Source organism: Herbiconiux sp. (assembly GCF_023264855.1).
GTDB lineage: Bacteria > Actinomycetota > Actinomycetes > Actinomycetales > Microbacteriaceae > Herbiconiux.
Window position 1 is genome coordinate 13,458 of the sequence record NZ_JAHFUW010000054.1, and the last position, 20,399, is coordinate 33,856.

Below are 20,399 nucleotides of genomic sequence, written 5' to 3' on the forward strand. Positions count from 1 at the left end.
ATGGCACGGTGAGACGTGTCATCATCCTCGGGTCCACCGGTTCCATCGGCGTTCAGGCGCTCGACGTGATCCGGGCCAATCGCGAGCGGTTCGAGGTCGTGGGGCTCGTCGCGGGCACCAACCGCGAGACGCTCGAGGCGCAGGCCGCCGAGTTCGGCGTGAGCGACACCGGGCTCGGCGTCGTCGAGGCCGAGCAGATCGTGCGCGACGTCGAGGCGGACGTGGTGCTGAACGGCATCACCGGCTCGGTCGGGCTCGGCCCCACACTCGCGGCTCTCGAGGCGGGCCGCACGCTCGCGCTCGCCAACAAGGAGAGCCTGATCGTCGGCGGCGAGCTCGTGAAGGGCATCGCGGCGCCGGGGCAGATCGTGCCCGTCGACTCCGAGCACTCCGCCATCGCGCAAGCGCTGCGGTCGGGCACCCACGGCGAGGTGTCCCGCCTGGTGCTCACCGCATCCGGAGGCCCGTTTCGCGGTCGCAGCCGCGAGGACATGTCGTCGGTGACGCCCCGCGAGGCGCTCGCCCACCCCACCTGGGACATGGGCCTCGTCGTCACCACGAACTCCGCGACCCTGGTGAACAAAGGCCTCGAGGTGATCGAGGCGCACCTGCTGTTCGACGTGGCGTACAGCGACATCGAGGTGACGGTGCATCCGCAGTCGGTGGTGCACTCGATGGTGGAGTTCGTCGACGGATCGACCATCGCCCAGGCCTCCCCACCCGACATGCGCCTGCCCATCTCGCTCGGCCTCGACTGGCCGTCACGGGTGGCCGGCGTCGGCGCGCCGATCGACTGGACGCAGTCGCACAGCTGGACCTTCGCCCCGCTCGACGAGGCCGCGTTCCCCGCCGTGGCCCTGGCCAAGCAGGTCGGACGCGCCGGCGGCAGCTACCCCGCGGTCTTCAACGCGGCGAACGAGCAGGCCGTGGCGGCCTTCCACGCCGGGCGGATCGGCTTCCTCGACATCGTCGACACGGTTCGCCGCGTGGTCGACCTGCACGAGATGCCCTCCGACACCCTCACGCGCGACTCCCTCGCCGAGGCCGAGCTCTGGGCCCGCGCCACCGCCGACACCCTGCTCGCCAAGTCCAGGAGCTAGCCCACAACTTCCGCACAGGGAACGGTCAGCGGCGTCTTCGGGCGCCGGGGTAGTGTCCTCGTGTGGAAACGGTCCTGCAGTTCATTCTCGGCGTGCTCATCATCGCCGTCGGCGTCGCCGTCTCCATCGGCCTGCACGAGGTGGGCCACCTGGTGCCCGCGAAACTGTTCGGCATCAAGGTCACGCAGTACATGATCGGCTTCGGCCCCACGGTGTTCTCGCGCAAACGCGGCGAGACCGAGTACGGCGTGAAGGCCATCCCGTTCGGCGGCTACATCTCGATGATCGGCATGTTCCCGCCGCGGCGCGAGGGTGAGAAGGCGGTCGCGAACAGCACGGGTTTCTTCCAGTCGATGGTTCAGGATGCCCGCCAGCAGTCCCAGCTCACCATCGGCCTCGAGGAAGACCGCGCGTTCTACCGCAAACCCGTCTGGCAGCGCATCATCGTGATGCTCGGTGGCCCGTTCATGAACCTCGTGCTGGCGGTCGTGTTCTTCTCGATCGTGCTCGTCGGCTTCGGCACGGTGCAGTCCTCCACCACGGTCGGCAGCGTCTCGACCTGCGTGCTGCCGGCCACCAGCGACCGCCAGACCTGCGAAGACGGTGACCAGCAGTCGCCGGGTGCCGCCGCGGGCATCCAGCCGGGCGATCAGCTCGTCAGCCTCGGCGGAACCCCCATCACCAGTTGGGACCAGTCGACCCAGATCATCCGCGACTCCGCCGGCGACACCCTGCCCCTCGTGGTGCTGCGCGACGGCGTCGAGACCACCCTCAGCCTCACGCCGCTGCTCACCGAGCGCTACGTCACCGACGACAAGGGGGCGGTCGTCAAAGATGCCGACGGCGCGAACGTCACCCAAGACGTCGGCTTCGTCGGCATCGGGGCCGCCACCGAGCTCGTGCCGCAGCCGATCACCGCCGTGCTGCCGATGGTCGGCGACACCATCGGCTCCACCGTGGGTCTGGTCGTCAACCTGCCCCAGAAGCTCTACGGCGTCGCCCAGGCCGCCTTCGGCTCGGGCGAGCGCGACATCAACGGGCCGATCAGTGTGGTGGGGGTCGGCCGGGTCGCCGGCGAGATCGCGTCGATCGACTCGATCCCGCTCGCCTCCAAGGCGGCGAGCCTGCTCGGCCTCCTCGGCTCGCTGAACGTCGCCCTGTTCGTCATCAACCTCGTGCCGCTCACGCCGCTGGACGGCGGGCACGTGGTCTCCGCGCTCTGGGAGGGCATCCGGCGCTTCGTCGCCAAGGTGTTCAAGCGCAAAGACCCGGGGCCGGTGGATGCTGCCAAGCTGATGCCGCTCACCTTCGCCGTCGTCATCCTGTTCGGCGGCATGACCGCGCTGCTGGTGTACGCCGACATCGTGAAGCCGATCGACGTCTTCGGATAGCTGTGTGTCGGGGCTGCGCTGACCGCTCGTCCAGACAACGGATCTAGACTGAATCCGTGCCTGCAGTCAACCTCGGAATGCCCAAACCGCCGCCGGAAACCCTCGCTCCCCGGCGCAAGTCCCGCCAGATCAAGGTGGGCAAGGTGCTCGTGGGCGGCGACGCCCCCGTGAGTGTGCAGTCGATGTGCACCACCCCCACCCCGAACATCAACGCCACACTCCAGCAGATCGCCGAGCTGACGGCATCCGGATGCGACATCGTGCGCGTCGCCGTGCCCTCGCGCGATGACGCGGAGGCGCTGCCGATCATCGCGAAGAAGTCGCAGATCCCGGTGATCGCCGACATCCACTTCCAGCCCAACTACGTCTACGCCGCGATCGACGCCGGCTGTGCCGCCGTGCGCGTGAACCCGGGCAACATCCGCAAGTTCGACGATCAGGTGGGCAAGATCGCCGCTGCCGCGAAGGCCGCGGGAGTGAGCATCCGGATCGGCGTGAACGCCGGGTCGCTCGAGCCCTCGCTGCTCGCGAAGTACGGCAAGGCGACTCCGGAGGCGCTCGTCGAGAGCGCCGTCTGGGAGGCCTCGCTGTTCGAGGAGCACGACTTCCACGACTTCAAGATCTCGGTCAAGCACAACGACCCCATCATCATGGTGAAGGCCTACCGCCTTCTCGCCGAGCGCGGCGACTGGCCGCTGCACCTCGGCGTCACCGAGGCCGGCCCCGAGTTCCAGGGCACCATCAAGTCGTCGACGGCGTTCGGCATCCTGCTCGCAGAGGGCATCGGCGACACCATCCGCGTCTCGCTCTCGGCCCCGCCGGCGCAGGAGGTGAAGGTGGGTCTGCAGATCCTGCAGTCGCTCAACCTGCGCGAGCGCAAGCTCGAGATCGTGTCCTGCCCCTCGTGCGGCCGTGCGCAGGTCGACGTGTACACGCTCGCCAACGACGTCACCTCGGGCCTGGAGGGCATGACCGTGCCGCTCCGGGTGGCCGTGATGGGCTGCGTCGTGAACGGCCCGGGTGAGGCGCGCGACGCCGACCTCGGCGTGGCCTCCGGCAACGGTAAGGGCCAGATCTTCGTCAAGGGCGAGGTCGTCAAGACCGTGCCCGAGTCGGAGATCGTGGCGACGCTGATCGCCGAGGCCAACCGCCTCGCCGCGGAGATGCCGTCGGATGTCGTCGGCAGCCCGCAGGTCGTCACCGCGTAGAGCGGGTCGCTAGCCTGGGTGCATGGCTGACACCCACTACTTCGAGGACTTCGCGACGGGCCAGCTGTTCGTCACGCCCGGCAAGACGGTCACCGAGACCGATCTGGTGATGTTCGCGGCCCTGACCAACGACAACAACCCGCTGCACACGGATGCCGAGTTCGCGGCGGCCTCGCGGTTCGGTCAGCGGATCGTGAACGGGCTCTACGGAGCGTCGCTGGCGCTCGGTCTGATCGCGCGCACCGGGGTGTTCGAGGGCAGTTCGGCGGCACTGCTCGGCATCGACGGCTGGCGTTTCAGCGCGCCCGTCTTCATCGGGGACACGCTCACCTGCACGGTCGAGATCCTGGGACTGCGGCTCACCTCCTCGGGCACCACGGGCGTCGTCGAGCGCCAGCTCACCCTGCGCAACCAGCGCGGCGAGGTCGTGCAGTCCGGCCGGATGGACATGCTGATGCTCACCCGGCCGGGCACGGACTAGGCGCGGCCCGCCGGGGGACGGCGCTCCCGCAGCACGAAGGCGAACGCGAACCCCACCAGCAGCAGAACCACGATCAGGGCGAACACGGCCTGGACGCTGGTACCGTCGGCGAGGATGCCGAGCAGAGGGTTCAGGAACCCGCCGAGCGAGAGCGTGAGCCCCAGGGTCAGCCCGCTCGCCGTGCCCACGCGGTTGGGCAGGTACGAGTGCGAAAGGGTGATCTGGGGCGCGAAAGGCAAGAAGATCGTGAACCCCACGACGGCGGTGGCGATCACGACAACGGCCGTGTTCGGTGCGAGCACGATCCCGATCGTGCCGAGTGCGGCGGCGGCGTAGCCGGTGCGGATGATGCGCAGGCGGCCCCAGCGGTCGGCGAGGAAGCCGCCGGCCAGAGTGCCCGCGGCTCCGGCTGCGGGGAACACCGAGAGCGCGATCGAGGCCGTGGCCTCGTCGGCGCTGAACTGCTGGATGGAGAACAGCGAGATGAACGACGACGTGCCCACGTAGGCGATCGACCAGAAGGCCAGCACGAGCGTCAACCAGGCGAAGGCGCGCCAGTCGTCGCGCTGAGGAGGCTGCGCGGATGCCGGGGCCGATGGCTGGAGCTCCTCCAGCGCGACCTCGACAGCCGGTTCGACGGCCGGCGAGGCCTCGGGAATCCCGGCAGTCGAAGGGCCGGGCGTGGCCGGCGAACCGCCGACCCGCGGTGATGGCATCCGTACCGATCGCCTCCGCACCGACCGCATCCGCACCGCGTAGACGACGAGCATGACGGCGGCGGGGACGGCCAAAAGGGGAGTGCCGGCGAGCCCGAAGATGCCCACGGTGAGCAGGACGCCCGTGGGCGCGAGGGCGACGCCGACGGTGCCGCCGACCGAGAAGACGCTCATCGAACGGTTCGATCCTCCGCCGGCCTCGCGCGCGGCCATGGTGGCGGCGGGATGGTAGGCGGCGATGCCGATGCCCGCGATCGCGATGACGGTCCAGGTGAGCCAGTACGAACCCGAGACGACACCGCTCAGCGCGATCCCGGCGGCGGCCACCGACAGCCCGGCGAGGATCAGCCATCGCGACGGGAAACGGTCGCTCAGAAGGCCGAAGGCCGGCTGGGCGACGCTGGAGAGCGAGGTCGCGGCGAGGGTGATGCCCGCGACGGCGGCGTAGTCGTAGCGCTGCTCGAGTACAAGAAACGGGAGCAGAGCCGCGACGGCGCCGGTGTAGAAGTCGTTGACGACGTGGGTCGAGACCAGAAGCCAGAGACCGGGAGCGGTCGTCGGGCGGGCACCGGCGGAGCGGGCGGGGTTGCGGGACATGGTGTGATCCTCAGATGTCAGACAAATGCGGGGGTAGGTGACGGCGAGGAGGGCAGGGCGGCGGGCGGCGCCGGATGCCCCGGGTCAGTCGCGCATGATCTCGATGGTGTCGTGCACGTTGGCGGTCACCGACGCGATCGCGCGGGCAGGATCGGAGGCGTCGATGGCGGCTAGCAGGTCGGCATGACTGCCGTCGAGGTCGTGCCCGTCCAGCGATCGCTCGTGCACGAGCGCCACGAGCGTGTCGGTGAGCTTGGGCAGCACCGAGTCGAAGACGCTCAGCAGCAGGGGATTGTGGGCGGCTTCCACCACCGCGCGATGGAAGTCGAGGTCGGCGGCCACGAAGGCCTCGGGCTGCTCGTGCTGATGCGCCACGAGGGCCTCGCGCGCCTCGAAGGCGCTGCGGATGCGCACCAGGTCGCGGTCGGATCGCCGGCGGGCGGCCAGCGCCGCGGCCTGTACCTCGAGGGCTTCGCGCACCTCGTAGACCTCGATCACCTGAGCAGCATGCAGTGCGGCGTTCCAGCCGGCCTGCGGCGACGTGGTGGCGAGCACGAACGTGCCCGATCCCTGCCGGGATTCGAGCAGGCCCGCCTGCACGAGGCTTCGCGTGGCCTCGCGGACCGTCGAGCGGCCCACGCCGAGTTGCTCGGCCAGCTTCAGTTCGCCGGGGAGGGCCGAACCCACGGGCCACGTTCCCGCGGCCAGCTGCTCGGCGAGCGTGTCGGTGGCGAGCTCGACGAGCCCGCTCCGCTTCAACGACTTCATACCCACTCCTCAGATGTCTGATGACTACCGTAGCGCCTGGCGTCCGGTCGAACGCAATCCGGCGCCAGAGCACGCCGCAGAGATCGTCGGCGTGGCTTGCCGGATGCGCCAGACTGAGAGGATGAACCCGACCGAGAACCTCCGGGCCGCCCGCGACATCCTGATCGAGCACCGCGACGACGCGGCGGCCGCCGAAGCCGCCTTCGCATGGCCCGATGTGGGGGAGTACTTCAACTGGGCCGTCGACTGGTTCGACGCCGTCGCGGTCGGCAACGAGAAGACCGCGCTCTGGATCGTCGAGGAGGACGGCCGCGAGACGAAGGTGAGCTTCGACTGGATGCGCTGGCGCTCCGACGAGGTCGCGGCCTGGCTCGCCGCGGAGGGCGTCGAACAGGGCGACCACGTGATGCTGATGCTCGGCAACCGGGTCGAGCTCTGGGAGTCGATGCTCGCCATCATGAAGCTCGGCGCCGTCATCCTGCCCACCACGACGCTGCTCTCGCCCGCCGACCTCGCCGACCGGCTGGAGCGCGGCCGGGTGGGCCATGTGATCGTCGACGCCGCCGACACCGCGAAGTTCGAGGGGCTCGACGGGGAGTTCACGCGCATCGTCGTGGGGGCCTCCGAGGGCGAACCGGCCGAAGGCTGGCTCGACTACGACGAGTCGCTCGAGGGCATCGGCATCAGCCCCACGGTCGTGGTGCGGTCGGACGACCCGTGCCTGATCTACTTCACCTCGGGCACCACGTCGAAACCGAAGATGGTGGTGCACACCCACGCCTCGTATCCCGTCGGCCACCTGTCGACCTCGTACTGGCTGGGGCTGCGACCGGGCGATGTGCACCTGGCCATCAGCTCGCCGGGCTGGGGAAAGCACGCCTGGAGCTGCTTCTTCGCGCCATGGAACGCCGAGGCGACCGTGTTCGTGACGAACTACGTACGCTTCGAACCCGTCGCACTTCTGCGGCGCCTCGACGAGGCTCGGGTGAGCACGTTCTGCGCCCCGCCCACGGTCTGGCGGATGCTGATCCAGGCCGAGCTCGGAAAGAAGCCCCGTGCGCTCCGCGAAGCCCTCTCGGCGGGCGAGCCGTTGAACCCGGGTGTGATCGCGGCCGTGCAGGAGGCCTGGGGGCTCACGATCCGCGACGGCTACGGCCAGACCGAGACGACGGCGCTCATCGCGAATCCGCCCGGTGGTTCGGTGGTGCCGGGCGCCATGGGGCGTGCCCTGCCCGGAGTGGCGATCGCGATCATCGATCCGGTGAGCGGATCGCCGGCGACCACCGGTGAGATCTGCCTCGACCTCTCCGTCGAGCCGGTGAACCTGATGGCCGGGTACCTCTCCGACGACGAGCGCACGGCGGCAGCCCGGGCGGGCGGCTACTTCCACACCGGCGACGTGGCGGAGCGGGCCGACGACGGCACGATCACCTTCATCGGGCGCACCGACGACATCTTCAAGTCGTCCGACTACAAGATCTCGCCGTTCGAGGTGGAGAGTGTGCTGCTGCGGCATCCGGCGGTGGCCGAGTCGGCGGTCGTGCCGGCTCCGGATGCGACGCGGCACACCGTCGTCAAGGCGTATGTGGCCCTCGCCGAGGGGTGGGCGGCCGACGCCTCGACCGCGCGGGAGATCTTCGAGCACAGCCGCACCGAGCTCTCGGCCTTCGAGCGGGTGCGCCGGATCGAGTTCTTCGAGCTGCCCAAGACGATCTCGGGCAAGATCCGCCGGGTCGAGCTGCGCGAGCGCGAGCAGGAGGCGTTCGACCGTGGTGAGGAGATCGCCTCGGAGTGGCGGGGCGACCGGCTCTGAGCGGTCTTGAGCATCGAGCAGGATCCGAGAAGCGCCGCGCCGACAGGTGTCGATAGCGTGGTGACACGAGTTCGACGTCGAAGGGAAGGCATCGCATGACCGCAGCATCCGCCGGGTTCTCCGCCGAGGAGAAGGCCGCCATGAAAGACCGCGCCGCCGAACTGAAGGCCGATGCGCGGCGGGGCAAGGCCGAGGAGAAGGCCGCGGCCGACGCCGCGACGATGCGCGAGAAGATCGAGGGCATGCCGCAGCCCGACCGCGGGATGGCCGAGCGTCTGCACGAGATCGTCGGCGGGGCGGCCCCGGATCTGCTGCCGAAGCTCTTCTACGGCCAGCCGGCCTGGACCCGTGACGGCAAGCCCGTCGTGTTCTTCCGCAGCGGCCAGCAGGACAAGGAGCGTTACAGCACCCTCGGCTTCAGTTCGAAGGCGAACCTCGACGAGCCGAGCGGCTTCTGGCCGACCTCGTATGCGCTCACCGAACTGAACGACGAGACGGCGACGACGATCGCCCGACTCGTCACCCGCGCGGCGAGCTGAGGGCTGCCGGCGGCTCCGAGCAGATCAGCAAGAAGACCGCCGCTTCGGCATCCGTGGTCCAGCGATGAGCGACCGAGGGGTCGATCCGCAGGGAATCCCCGCGCCCGAGGGTGAGCGACGGTAGCCCCTCCCGCTCCGAGATCACCGTCCCCTCGATCACGTAGACGACCTCTTCGCCGCCGTGGTGGAAGAACTCCAGATCGCCCTCGCCGGCTCGCAACGAGAACTCGAACGTCTGGATCGCCGAGCCCGCACCGCCGGCGATGAGCCTCACGTCGGCCGAGCCGGGCGTCTCGCTGAGGGGCAGATGCACCTCGGGCGCCGATCGGCCGGCCTCGGGCGACGGCAGCAGCGCGGATGCGGGGATCTCGAAGACCGCCGCCAATCCGTACAGCGTCGGAAGGCTCGGCAGCAGCTGCCCGGCCTCGAGCTTCGACACGAAGGGCTGCGAGACCCCGGCCCGTCGGGCGAGCTCGCGCATCGACCATCCGCGGGCCTTACGGCGCGCCTTGACCTGGGCGCCGATCCGGGGCGCCGTCACGTCGTCGTCGTGATCCATGGCGCTCTGTCACCCACTCCCAGCTTGCCGAAACATGTTCGTGATAACCAACGGTTATCGTCCTTCTTGATAACCCGAGGTTATCGCATCCGGCTCCACCCAGGCTCCACTCAAGCTCCACCTTCACCTACTCGCGCACGTCGACGACGAAGACAGGACACCCATTGAGCGTCAGCGAACCGACTCGCAGCACCAGCGTCAGCGAATCACCGATCAGCAGCACCGACTACGGCCACAAGCTCGCCGCCGTCGAACCAGGCGGTGTCGAGGCCATCCCGCTCGACCAGCGGCACGGCCGCCCCCGCAACCTGGCCTGGACCTGGGCCTCCCCGAACCTCGAGTTCGCCACCATCTTCGTGGGTGCCATCGCGGTGCTCTACTACGGCCTCGATCTCGGCACGGCCATCATCGCCATCGTGCTCGGCAACACGGTCGCGAGCCTGTTCCACTACCTGCTCACCACCTGGGGCCCCGCCACCGGCCTCTGCCAGATGGTCATCAGCCGCAAGGCCTTCGGCTACCTCGGCAACATCGTGCCCGGCGGCCTGAACGCCGTGCTCGTGGGAGTGGGCTGGTTCGCGGTCAACTCCGTCAGCGGAGGATTCGCGCTGGCTGCGCTGACCGGGATGCCGCCCCTCGCCGCCGTGCTGATCAGCTCCGTCATCTCGTTCGCGCTGGCCTTCTTCGGCCACAACCTCATCCAGGTGTTCGAGCGTTTCGCCTTCCCGATCCTGGCTCTGGTGTTCCTCGCCGGCATCGTCTTCATCGCCCCGCAGGCCGATTTCCAGGCGCCGGCCGAGCCGATCCCGGGCGCCTTCTGGGTGGCCGTCAGCACCTCGTTCGGCTACACGATCGCCTGGGCGCCGTTCGCCGCCGACTACTCGCGGTATCTCAAGCCCGCCGATGCCAAGCCGGCGGGGCTCTTCGCCGCCCTCGGCGTGTGGGTGTCGAACAACCTCCTGCAGGTCGCCGGTGCCGCCGCGGTGACCGCCGTCGGTCTCTCCGCCTGGAACTACGACAACCCCACGTCGTCGTACACCGAGCTGATGCCGACCTGGCTCGCCGCTCCCACGCTCCTGGCCATCTGGCTCGGAGCGCTCTGTGCCAACGCCCTCAATCTCTACTCGAGCGGCCTCTCGTTCGCGGCCATCGGCATCCGCCCGCCCACCTTCTTCTCCCGGGCCGCGATCGTCGTGGGCGTCGGCATTCTGGGGGTGCTGCTCGCCGTGGTCGCACTCTCGGACGTGTCGTCGTACGAGAACTTCCTGCTCGTGATGGGCTACTGGATCGCGCCGTGGCTCGGTGTGATCGTCGCCGACCGGGTGCTCGGCCGCCAGGTGCCGCCTGCCGAGTACACCCATCGCCGCTTCCGCAATCCGGCGGGGCCGATCGCGATGGTGACGGCGATGGTGGTGTCGATCCTGCTGTTCTCGAACCAGACGCTGTATGTCGGACCGGTGCCCGCTGCGCTGCCGGAGCTCGGTGACGTCACGTTCATCGTCGGTTTCGTGCTGGCGTTCGGCCTCTACGCCGTGCTGCGGCGGGTCGTGGCATCCGGAATCCCGAATCAGACCCCCACCCCTGCAACCTCGAAGGAGAACCTCGCGTGACCAAGCAGATCTTCCTGGGCGCGTTCGAGGAGTTCACGCCGAACTTCATCAGCAACGCCTGGAGCCACCCCAAGAGCGACACCGAGGGCTTCGCCACCTTGCCGTACTGGCAGAACATGGCGCGTGAGCTCGAGGCCGGCGGGTTCGACTTCCTCTTCCTCGCCGAAGCGCTCGGCTACCCGATGCAGGCCGACGGCACGGTGCCGGAGGTCGTCATCCGCGAGGCCGTGCAGATCCCGGTGCACGACCCGATGGTGCTCGTCAGCGGCCTCGCCGCCACCGTCGACCGCCTCGGCTTCGTGGTGACGGCGTCGACCACCGCCCAGCAGCCGAACCTCAATGCGCGCACCTTCGCCACCCTCGACCACCTCACCGGCGGCCGGATCGCCTGGAACATCGTCACGAGCGACAACCAGGTGGCCCTCTCGAAACTGCTCGGCCAGGCGAATGTGACCCCGCACGCCGAGCGGTACCGCCGGGCCACCGAGTCCGTCGAGCTTTCGCTCAAGCTCTGGGAGGGCTCGTGGGAAGACGACGCCGTGGTGCACGACAAGGCCACCCGCACCTTCGCCGACCCCGGCAAGGTGCACCGCATCACCCACCACGGCGACTACTTCGACCTCGACGGCTACTTCACGGCCATCCCGTCCCCGCAGCGCACGCCGTTGCTGTTGCAAGCGGGAACCTCGCCCGCCGGCCGGGCATTCGCAGGGCGGTTCGGTGAGTGCATCTTCATCCAGGACCGGGATCTGGATGTGGTGAAGGCGAACGTCGACGACCTGCGCAGCCGGGCGGTCGAGAACGGGCGCGATCCGCGGGACATCAAGGTGATCGACGCGGTCGCCGTCGTGGTGGGGGAGACCGAGGAGGAGGCGCAGCGCCTGCGGGCCGAGCTCGACGCCACGCCCAGCCGCGAGTCGGCTGCGGCGCTGTTCCTCGGCTGGAGCGGCGTCGACCTGATGGCGTTCCCGCTCGAGGCCACGCTCGCCGAGGTCTCGACCGAGGTGGGCAAGTCGACGCTGGCGGTCTTCCAGAACGGCGACGAGAGCCCGACGGTCGCCCAGATCCTCGACCGCATCGCCAGCTCGATCGGCGGCATCCGCGTCACCGGCACGCCGGAGTCGGTGGCCGACCAGCTGCAGCACATCGTCGAGTACACCGACATCGACGGCTTCCTGATCGAGTACACCTACGGCGGGATGGCGACCTACCGCGATTTCATCGACGAGGTGGTTCCGTTACTGCGCGAGCGCGGGCTGCTGCCCGAGGTGCCGGCGGGCGGATCGATGCGCCGCCGCATCCTGGGCCACGACAGCGACCGCCTGCCCGAGACGCACCCGGGCGCGGTGTACCGCCGCACCCACGGCGCCGATCCGGAGGCTGCGTCGGTCTAGAGCGGGCCGATTCGGGGTGCCGCGTCGAACAGGGCGCGAGTATACGGATGCTGCGGCCGGGCGAACACGTCGGCCGACGGGCCCTGCTCCACGATCCGCCCGTCCTTCATCACGGCCACCTGGTCGCTCATGTGCTGCACCACGCCCAGGTCGTGCGAGATGAAGAGGTAGGCGACGCCGCGCTCGCGCTGCAGCCGGTCGAGCAGGTCGAGGATCTGCGCCTGGATCGACACGTCCAGCGCCGAGACCGGCTCGTCGAGCACGACGATGCGCGGCCGTGGCGCGAGCGCGCGGGCGATGGAGACCCGCTGCCGCTGACCGCCGGAGAGCTGCAGGGGGCGCGCCGACGCGGTCTCGGGGGAGAGGCCGACCTCGTGCAGAAGGCCGGCGACACCGTCGCGGATCACGCCGGCGACCGAGCCCGCACCAGCGTCAGCGCCCGAACCCGCACCGGAGCCCGAGTCCTGGCCGCGCAGTGCATCCTCGAGGATCCGCCCCACGGTCAGCCGGGGGTCGAACGACGAGAGCGCATCCTGGTACACGGCACCGAGCACTGGCCGGCGCGCTCGCCGGTCGCGTTCGCGCAGCGGTGCCCAGGGAGCGCCGTCGAGGGTGACGGTGCCGGAATCCGGCGTCGTGAGGCCCAGGATGATGCGGCCCAGCGTGGTCTTGCCCGAACCGGATTCGCCCACCAGCCCGAGCGTCGTGCCCGGGGCGATCACGAGCGACACCGCGTCGACCGCGGTTCGCGACCCGAAGCGCTTGCTCACGGCGGTCGCCTCCACGAGGGGAGTGACGGCGGGTGACGTGGTCGCGCCGGCCAGGTGCGCGGTCGGGGTGGGATGGTCGGCGGCCGGCCGCGCCGTGGAGAAGGGCTCGCCCTCCGTAGGCTCTGTTCCTGCAGCATCCGCTCCCCACCGCACCGAGAGCGGCACGCCCCGCGGCACCCCGGTCGGCACCGCCCGCAGCAGCGTCTTCGTGTACTCGTGCCGTGGGTCGCCGAGCACCTGCTCCACCGGCCCCGACTCCACCACCCGCCCCGCGCGCATCACCAGCACCTCGTCGGCGATGCGCGACACGACGGCGAGGTCGTGGCTGATGAACAGCAGCCCGGTTCCGTTCGCCTTGATGCTCTCGAACTGCTCCAGGATGCGGGCCTGCACCGTGCTGTCGAGCGCCGTCGTCGGTTCGTCGGCGATCAGCACCGAGGGGTCGGCGGCCAGCGCCGACGCGATCAGCGCCCGCTGGCGAAGCCCGCCCGACAATTCACCCGAGCGCTGCCGCATCCGCTCGGCCGGGTCGGGCATCCCGACCGACTCGAGCAACTCGCGCACCCGCACCTCCCGCTGCACGGGCGAGAGCGAGGTGTGCAGCCGCAGGGCGTCGCCGATCTCGCGCCCGATCGGCCGCAGCGGATCCAGCGACACCAGCGCATCCTGCACCACCAGCCCGATCTGCCGGCCCCGGATGCGCCGCCACGCCGCCGCCGACAGCCCGCGCGCGATCCCGTCCCGCCCGGTGGATCCGAGAACGGATGCTCCGCCCACCTCGAGTGCGTCGGCCGTCATCCACGATCCCGGCCCGGCCAGGCCCACCAGCGCCCGCGCGGTGACCGACTTGCCCGATCCGGACTCGCCCACGATCGCCACGGCCCGCCCCGCCTGCAATTCGAACGACACCCCGTCGACGACGGCCGCCCCGCGCGCGCCGCGGCGCCCGCCCGTCCCGAACCCCACCCGCAGTCCCTCGACCCGCACCACCGGCGCCTCGGACGCCGCGCTTCGCGACGGAGTGTGCGGCGTTTCGGCCGTAACTACGGAGTGAGACTCCGAATCGCCCCCCACCTTCCGTCGCTGCAGGGGCGCGTCGCCGCTCATCGGGGACCCCGACGCTGCAGGGCGCGGCCGAGCACGGTGGCCGCGACGGCGCTCAGCACGATCGCGAGGCCCGGGAAGAACGTCATCCACCAGGCCGTGGCCAGGTAGTTCTTGCCGGCGAAGAGCATCGCGCCCCACTCGGCAGCCGGCGGCTCGGCACCGAGACCGAGGTAGCTCAGCGCGGCGGCCCACACGATCGCCTGCCCCACGCCGAGCGTCACGAGCACGAACACCGGCACCACCGCGTTCGGCAGGATGTGCTGCACCAGGATGCGCCCGCGCGATCGCCCGAGCACGACGGCCGCCTCGATGTAGGGCGCCGAGGCCACCGAGCGTGTCTGCGACCGGATGATGCGCGCGTAGCCGGGCGCGGTCGCGAGCCCGACCGCGATCGTCGAGGTCACGATGCCGGGCCCGTACACGGTGATCACCAGCAGCGCCAGCAGCAGCCCGGGGAACGCGAACAGCACCTCGAGCAGCCGGCTCACCCCGAAGTCGACGACCCGCCCTCCGAGGGCCGCGGCGAGCCCCAGCACGAGCGCGAGCAGAATACCGATCGCCGTCGCGGCCACCCCGATCACGAGGGACGGTGCGGCGCCGTGCACGACCCGGGTGTAGATGTCCCGTCCCGATTCGTCGGTGCCGAACGGATGCCCCCAGCGCGGTGAGAGAAAGGCCTGCGCCGGGTCGATGGCCAACGGATCGCCGGGAGCCAGCACGCCCGGAAGCACGGCCGCGAGCAGCAGCAGCGCCAGCACCCCGATCGCCACCCACTGGGCCACCCCGAGAACGCGCTCGCCACGCCCCCCACCTCGCCCGGAACCCGGGCCAGTACCCGCGCGACCGCTGCCCCGCGCCGGCAGTTCCACCAGCGTCGTCACAGCGCCACCCCCTGCCGGCGCAGGCGGGGGTCGGCGAGCCGTGACGCCGCATCCGTCGCGACCGTCATGATCACGTAGCCGAGCGCCACCACCAGCACGACGCCCACCACGAGCGGCACGTCCCGCAGCTGCACCGCGTTCAGCAGCGTGCGCCCGAGCCCCGGCCGCGCGAAGATCGTCTCCACCACGACGGCCCCCGAGACGAGGAACCCGAAGGCCCAGCCCGAGAGCGCGATGCCCGGCAGTGATCCGTGCCGCAGCACGTGCCGCCAGCGCACGCCGTTCTCGCTCTCGCCTCGGGCCCGGGCCGACAGCACGAAGGGCGCCGAGAGCGCATCCAGCACCGACTCGCGCATCACCTGCCCGAGAAACCCGGCCAGCGGCAGCGCCAGTGTGAGCACCGGCAGCACGAGCCCTTCCGGGCCCGCCGTGCTCACCGCCGGGAACCACCGCAGCGCCGTGCTGAACACCAGCACCAGCACGGTCGCCAGCCAGAAGTGCGGCACGGCGGCGGCCACGATCTCGAGCGTCGAGCCCACGGCTGCGGCGATCCGCCCGCCCCGCGTCGACCACACGGCCAGGCCCAGCGCGATCGCCCACGCCACGATCAGCGCGAGGGCCGCGAGCAGCAGTGTGCCGCCGATCTGCGCGCCGATCACCTCCGCCACCGGGCTCCGCAGGGAGTAAGACGTGCCGAGATCCCCGGTGGCGAGCCGCCCGAGCTGGGCGATGTATTGCACCCAGATCGGCTGGTCGAGCCCGTAGTCGGCACGCACCTGCGCCAGTGCCTCGGCGCTCGCCTGGGATCCCGGCCCGCCGAGGATGGCCTGTGCCGGGTCGCCCGGGATCAGCCGCAGCCCGAAGAACGTGAGGGTGGCCGCTGCCCACAGCACGAACAGGCCCCCTCCGATCCGGAGCAGCACCCCCCGCACGATGACCCACCCGCGCGAGCGCGACGAACGACGGAGTTCCGGCGTCGGCGTCGGCAACGACGGAGTGGGGGCCCGAACCGCGGCCTCCGCTCCGTCGTTACCGACCGTGTGCGTCATCCGGGCGCTACTGCACCCACGCGTCGGCGAGGTACGGCAGCTGCAGCGTCGGCAGCAGCGAGAGTCCCTGCACCGAGGTGCGGTAGCCGATCTTCTGCAGGTGGTCGTAGAGCGGCAGCACGTAGGCGCCGTCGGAGAGGATCTTCTGCGCATCGGCGTACGCGGCGGCGCGCTCGTCGGCATCCGTCGTCTGCCCGGCCTTGGTCAGCAGCTCGTCGAGCTCGGGGATGTCGACGTGCGAGTGGTTCGGGTGGTACCCGCTCGGCGCCGGCTGGATGTTGGCGGAGTCGTAGAGGATGCGCAGCACGTCGGCCGAGTTCTTCGTGTAGATGGCGCTGGTGACCCCGAAGTCCCAGGCGGCGAGCGAGGCGTACCAGCTGGACAGGTCCAGCGGATGCAGCTGCACGTCGAAGCCGACCTCCTTGGTGGTGGCCTGGATCTGCTCGAACAGCGACTGCTCGGCCGGGATCGACTGGTTGGTCGAGATCGGGAAGTCGACCGTCAGCCGCTGGCCGTCCTTCGTGCGGTAGCCGTCGGCATCGCGCGTGGTCCAGCCGGCCTCGTCGAGCAGCGTGTTGGCCTTGTCGACGTCGATCGCGAAGTCGTCCTCGTAGGAGGCGCCGTAAGGAGTCGAGGTCGACAGCACCGAGTACGAGCGCTCGACCGTGCCGAAGAACAGGCTCTCGATGCCGGGGTTCACGTCGGCCGAGGCGATGAACGCCTTACGCACCCGCTCGTCGTCGAAGGGCGCGTAGCCCGAGTTCAGTTCCAGACGAATGGATGCCCCGGGCAGGGCTCCCTGCAGAACCGCGAGATCCTCCGACGAGGTGGCGGTCACCACGTTGTCGGGCTGCATCTCGTCGATGACGTCGACCTGACCGGCCTGCAGAGCGGCGAAGCGGGTGGCCGGGTCGGGGATGAAGCGCCAGACGATCTTGTCGAGGTAGGCGGTGCCTTCGTGGGCGGCACCCGTGGGGGAGGAGTTGTACGACTCGTTGCGCACGAGCGTGACGTTGTCCTGCTTGGTCCAGCTCTCGACCGTGAAGGGGCCGGTGCCGATCGGCGCCTCGCAGTTCTCCTCCTGCGAGCGGGTCAGACCGGCCGGCGACTCCATCGCCAGCCAGGTCTGCGCGAGCGACTCGAGCAGCGCGCTGTCGGGCTCGCTCAGCACGAAGCGGGCCGTGGTCGGGTCGACGACCTCCACATCGGCCACCTTGCCGAGCGCGAGGATGGCGGTGGAGGATGCCGTGGCCGGGTCTTTCATGTGCTCGACGTTCGCCTTCACGGCCTCGGCGTCGAACGGCGTGCCGTCGGTGAAGGTCACGTCGTCGCGGAGCGTGATGTCCCAGCTCAGCCCATCGGCCGACGGGGTGCCCGCCGTCGCGAGCCAGGGCACGATCGCGCCGTCGGCATCCTGCGAGAACAGCGACTCGAGCACGTTGGTGCCGAGCAGCGCCTGAGGCATGTTGCCGCCCACGTGCGGGTCGAGGCAGGTCGGCTCGCCGAAGCCGGTGGCGTAGGTGAGGGTGCCGCCGGCGACCGGCGTGCTCTCGGTGGTCGCGGGGGAGGCGCCCGCACAGCCCGCCAGCAGGATCGCGGTGGTGGCGGTCACCGCAAGAGCGGACAGGGTTCGTGATCGATGGCGGAGTGGCACTCTGGAGCTCGTCTCATGTGGAATGGTGGGAGGGCGATCTGCTGTGATCGTCACCAGTCTAATTGTTGGACTGGGTCTAGATATTCCCGATCGACGGATGCCACGCCGGCTCGATCGCCCAACCGCCGAACCGCCCGAGGAGATCAGATGGCCGGACGCCCCCGCGCCTCCTCCCAGCGGATGCTCGAAGAGGCCGCCTCCGAGCTCTTCCTCGAGCAGGGCTACGCCAAGACCACGATCGAGCAGATCACCCAGCGCGCCGGGGTGAGCCGCAACACCTTCTTCAACTACTTCGGCTCGAAGAGCGACCTGCTCTGGATCGAGTTGGATACCAGCCTCGCCGTGCTCTCCGAGGCGCTCGCCGAGGCACCGGAGGGGGAGCCGCCGCTGCGAGCCGTGGCCGGCGCCCTGCACGCGACCGCCGAGACCTTCACGCCCGAGCGCGCCCCGCTCGTGCTCACCCAGCACGAGGTGATGGGGATCGACGCCGAGCTGAAGGCGACGGGGCTCGCGCGGGCCCTCGCGCACGCCGACGTGATCGAGCGGTTCCTGGCGGTGCGCCTGACCGGTCCGGATGCCGCGCTCCGCGCGCGGGCGATCGCGCTGGCGGTGCTCGGTGCCGCAGCGGCCGCGGTGGGGCGCTGGGCGGCCGACGGCCCCGAACGCGATCCCCTCGTCGCGTACGTCGACCGGGTCGTGGGTCCGGCGCTCGCCGGGTTCGGCGGCTGAAAGCATCCGCTGCCCGGCTCGGCAGGCCGGGCCATCCCGACGGGCCACCTCGCCACCTCGACGGGCCGCCTGGGCGGGCGACGTGTCACAGTGTTACGCCGGCGCCGCACCGATGACACCCGGCCCGCGGGCGCTCGTACGATTGGGGGATGAGCGCATCGCAGATCGAGCCGGTCGTCCACATCCTGCACGAGAACGCCGAGTGGATCCCGCCGCTCGCGAAGGCCCTCGACGCAGCCGGTGTCGCGTACCGCGAATGGCCGCTGACCGGTGGATCGATCGACCTCTCGGTCGAGCCGCCCGCGGGCATCTTCTGGTCGCGCCTCAGCGCCTCGTCGCACACCCGCGGCAACGAGCACGCCAAGGAGTACGCCCGCGCGGTGCTGCGCTGGCTCGAGGCCTGGGGCCGCCGGGTCGTGAACGGATCGCGCGTGCTCGAGCTCGAGGTGAGCAAGGCCGCCCAGTACGCCGCGTTGCGTGCCGCCGGCTTCGACGTGCCGCACACCGTCGTGGTGTTCGGCCGTGACGACCTCAAGGCGCGCGCCCGTGAACTGGCCACGCCGTTCATCACCAAGCACAACCAGGGCGGCAAGGGGCTGGGCGTGCGCCGCTTCGACTCCGTCGCCGAGTTCGACGCCTATGTCGACGGCCCCGACTTCGAAGAGCCGGTCGACGGCATCACCCTCCTGCAGGAGTATGTGCTGACCGTCGAGCCCTTCATCACGCGCGCCGAGTTCGTGGGCGGCCGTTTCGTCTACGCCGTGCGCGTGGACACCTCGGCCGGCTCGTTCGAGTTGTGCCCGGCCGAAGCCTGCGTGGTTCCGGAGCAGGGCTTCGCACCCGCCGCCTGCGACGTGCCGGGATTCGGAGAGGCGGATGCTGCCGGTGCGGCGCTCCCGGCCACCGGTCTCTTCCAGGAGCGCTTCGACATCGGCGCCTCCACCCCGCTGATCGCGCGCCTCGAGGCGTTCCTCGCCGAGCAGGGCGTCGAGGTCGCGGGAGTCGAGTTCTTCGAGACGGCCGACGGCCGCCTCCTGCCCTACGACATCAACACCAACACGAACTACAACCCCGACGTCGAAGCCGTCTCCGCGCGCCCGGCGACCGCCGCCCTCGCCAGCTTCCTCGGTGCCGAACTCGCCGCGCGCTACGAGCCCGCCGCGGTCTGACGCGCATCCTGTCGCCATCGGTTAGAATTGACCCCGAAACGACTGTGAACCGGCCATCACCGGGGAGTCTTCGGAAGAACGGCACGGGTGCGCGAGCAGACGGGCCCAGTAGAACCGAACGGGTCGGGCCCGTCACAGCCTAAGAACGAGCGGTCTCCCGCATGGTCCGAAAGGGCGAACGGGAGGTCAGCGAGGTGGTACCACGGTGGGGGCGCGAGCCCGATCCGTCCTCGTGGAACAGGCAGCAGCAGCATCCAGCCCGTCCAGGAGCATCATGACGTACCCCAAAGACCCCGACGACTTCTCGTCCGTCGTCCCTTCCCCGAGCTTCCCCGAGGTCGAGCAGGGCGTGCTCGGCTTCTGGAAGACGGATGACACGTTCCGCGCGTCCATCGCCAACCGCGAGGGCGGCGACGAATGGGTGTTCTACGACGGCCCGCCGTTCGCCAACGGCCTGCCGCACTACGGGCACCTGCTCACCGGCTACGCCAAAGACGTGTTCCCGCGCTTCCAGACCATGCGCGGCAAGAAGGTCGACCGTCGCTTCGGCTGGGACACCCACGGCCTGCCCGCCGAGCTCGAGGCGATGAAGCAGCTCGGCATCACCGAGAAGAGCCAGATCGAGGAGATGGGCGTCGAGGTGTTCAACGCCGCCTCGCGCGAGTCGGTGCTGCGCTACACCAAGGAGTGGCAGGAGTACGTCACCCGCCAGGCGCGCTGGGTCGACTTCGACAACGACTACAAGACGCTCGACATCACGTTCATGGAGAGCGTGCTCTGGGCGTTCAAGCAGCTGCACACCAAGGGCCTCGCCTACGAGGGCTACCGCGTGCTGCCGTACTGCTGGAAAGACGAGACGCCGCT

Annotated in this window: 18 protein-coding genes; 11 read left to right on the forward strand and 7 right to left on the reverse strand. The window is 70.1% G+C overall.

Translation table 11 applies throughout. The annotated features are described in order from the left end of the window. Positions 1 to 8: 8 nt before the first annotated feature. From Q0D75_RS17620 to Q0D75_RS17635, 4 genes are all read left to right on the forward strand, one after another. The gene (locus Q0D75_RS17620; protein ID WP_291056471.1) at positions 9 to 1,100 is read left to right on the forward strand and encodes a 1-deoxy-D-xylulose-5-phosphate reductoisomerase; all 1,092 of its coding nucleotides are present in this window, start codon (positions 9 to 11) and stop codon (positions 1,098 to 1,100) included. A gap of 62 nt (positions 1,101 to 1,162) precedes the next feature. Then, positions 1,163 to 2,491, forward strand: coding sequence for a site-2 protease family protein (locus Q0D75_RS17625; protein WP_291056474.1), 1,329 nt, complete (start codon positions 1,163 to 1,165; stop codon positions 2,489 to 2,491). 56 nt (positions 2,492 to 2,547) lie between these two features. Then, positions 2,548 to 3,699, forward strand: a complete 1,152-nt coding sequence (ispG, locus tag Q0D75_RS17630; protein ID WP_291056477.1) for a flavodoxin-dependent (E)-4-hydroxy-3-methylbut-2-enyl-diphosphate synthase — start codon at positions 2,548 to 2,550, stop codon at positions 3,697 to 3,699. A 22-nt stretch (positions 3,700 to 3,721) separates the two neighbouring features. Further along, positions 3,722 to 4,180: a MaoC/PaaZ C-terminal domain-containing protein gene (locus Q0D75_RS17635; protein ID WP_291056480.1), complete on the forward strand. Its 459-nt coding sequence runs from the start codon at positions 3,722 to 3,724 to the stop codon at positions 4,178 to 4,180. On the opposite strand, the gene Q0D75_RS17640 is transcribed toward Q0D75_RS17635, so the two are convergent. Next, positions 4,177 to 5,493 carry an MFS transporter gene (locus tag Q0D75_RS17640; RefSeq protein ID WP_291056482.1) on the reverse strand — a complete coding sequence of 439 codons (1,317 nt, stop codon included), beginning with the start codon at positions 5,491 to 5,493 and terminating at the stop codon, positions 4,177 to 4,179. The two genes, Q0D75_RS17635 and Q0D75_RS17640, sit on opposite strands and share 4 nt — an antisense overlap. An 84-nt stretch (positions 5,494 to 5,577) precedes the next feature. After that, complete coding sequence (locus Q0D75_RS17645; RefSeq protein WP_291056485.1) at positions 5,578 to 6,261, reverse strand: FCD domain-containing protein; 684 nt, start codon at positions 6,259 to 6,261, stop codon at positions 5,578 to 5,580. A 121-nt stretch (positions 6,262 to 6,382) separates the two neighbouring features. On the opposite strand from Q0D75_RS17645, the gene Q0D75_RS17650 reads away from it, so the two are divergent. Continuing rightward, complete coding sequence (locus Q0D75_RS17650; RefSeq protein WP_291056488.1) at positions 6,383 to 8,074, forward strand: AMP-binding protein; 1,692 nt, start codon at positions 6,383 to 6,385, stop codon at positions 8,072 to 8,074. Positions 8,075 to 8,169: 95 nt separating this feature from the next. Then, positions 8,170 to 8,613, forward strand: a complete 444-nt coding sequence (locus tag Q0D75_RS17655) for a DUF1801 domain-containing protein (protein ID WP_291056490.1) — start codon at positions 8,170 to 8,172, stop codon at positions 8,611 to 8,613. Here Q0D75_RS17655 and Q0D75_RS17660 read toward each other — a convergent pair. Next, the gene (locus Q0D75_RS17660) at positions 8,594 to 9,172 is read right to left on the reverse strand and encodes an XRE family transcriptional regulator (RefSeq protein ID WP_291056491.1); all 579 of its coding nucleotides are present in this window, start codon (positions 9,170 to 9,172) and stop codon (positions 8,594 to 8,596) included. The genes Q0D75_RS17655 and Q0D75_RS17660 overlap by 20 nt on opposite strands. Before the next feature lie 164 nt (positions 9,173 to 9,336). On the opposite strand from Q0D75_RS17660, the gene Q0D75_RS17665 reads away from it, so the two are divergent. Together Q0D75_RS17665 and Q0D75_RS17670 are read left to right on the forward strand one after the other, a co-directional pair. Next, positions 9,337 to 10,782, forward strand: a complete 1,446-nt coding sequence (locus Q0D75_RS17665; protein WP_291056498.1) for a cytosine permease — start codon at positions 9,337 to 9,339, stop codon at positions 10,780 to 10,782. Next, positions 10,779 to 12,176, forward strand: a complete 1,398-nt coding sequence (locus tag Q0D75_RS17670; protein WP_291056501.1) for an NtaA/DmoA family FMN-dependent monooxygenase — start codon at positions 10,779 to 10,781, stop codon at positions 12,174 to 12,176. Before Q0D75_RS17665 ends, Q0D75_RS17670 begins: the two co-directional genes overlap by 4 nt. Here Q0D75_RS17670 and Q0D75_RS17675 read toward each other — a convergent pair. The 4 genes from Q0D75_RS17675 to Q0D75_RS17690 all read right to left on the reverse strand — a co-directional run bounded on the left by Q0D75_RS17675 (position 12,173) and on the right by Q0D75_RS17690 (position 17,595). Further along, a complete protein-coding gene (locus Q0D75_RS17675) occupies positions 12,173 to 13,933 on the reverse strand; it encodes an ABC transporter ATP-binding protein (RefSeq protein WP_291056504.1) in 1,761 nt (586 codons plus the stop codon). The genes Q0D75_RS17670 and Q0D75_RS17675 overlap by 4 nt on opposite strands. A gap of 116 nt (positions 13,934 to 14,049) precedes the next feature. Beyond that, a complete protein-coding gene (locus Q0D75_RS17680; protein WP_291056507.1) occupies positions 14,050 to 14,835 on the reverse strand; it encodes an ABC transporter permease in 786 nt (261 codons plus the stop codon). Positions 14,836 to 14,930: 95 nt separating this feature from the next. Next, positions 14,931 to 15,983: an ABC transporter permease gene (locus Q0D75_RS17685; protein WP_291056510.1), complete on the reverse strand. Its 1,053-nt coding sequence runs from the start codon at positions 15,981 to 15,983 to the stop codon at positions 14,931 to 14,933. A 7-nt stretch (positions 15,984 to 15,990) separates the two neighbouring features. Continuing rightward, positions 15,991 to 17,595: an ABC transporter substrate-binding protein gene (locus tag Q0D75_RS17690; protein WP_291056513.1), complete on the reverse strand. Its 1,605-nt coding sequence runs from the start codon at positions 17,593 to 17,595 to the stop codon at positions 15,991 to 15,993. Between the two features lie 189 nt (positions 17,596 to 17,784). On the opposite strand from Q0D75_RS17690, the gene Q0D75_RS17695 reads away from it, so the two are divergent. The 3 genes from Q0D75_RS17695 to Q0D75_RS17705 form a co-directional block, all read left to right on the forward strand. Then, a complete protein-coding gene (locus Q0D75_RS17695) occupies positions 17,785 to 18,366 on the forward strand; it encodes a TetR/AcrR family transcriptional regulator (RefSeq protein ID WP_291056521.1) in 582 nt (193 codons plus the stop codon). Positions 18,367 to 18,515: 149 nt separating this feature from the next. Beyond that, positions 18,516 to 19,535 (forward strand): alpha-L-glutamate ligase, encoded by a 1,020-nt coding sequence (locus Q0D75_RS17700; protein WP_291056524.1) that lies wholly within the window; start codon positions 18,516 to 18,518, stop codon positions 19,533 to 19,535. A gap of 274 nt (positions 19,536 to 19,809) precedes the next feature. Then, a partial coding sequence (locus tag Q0D75_RS17705; protein ID WP_291056526.1) for a class I tRNA ligase family protein occupies positions 19,810 to 20,399 on the forward strand: 590 nt, incomplete at its 3' end.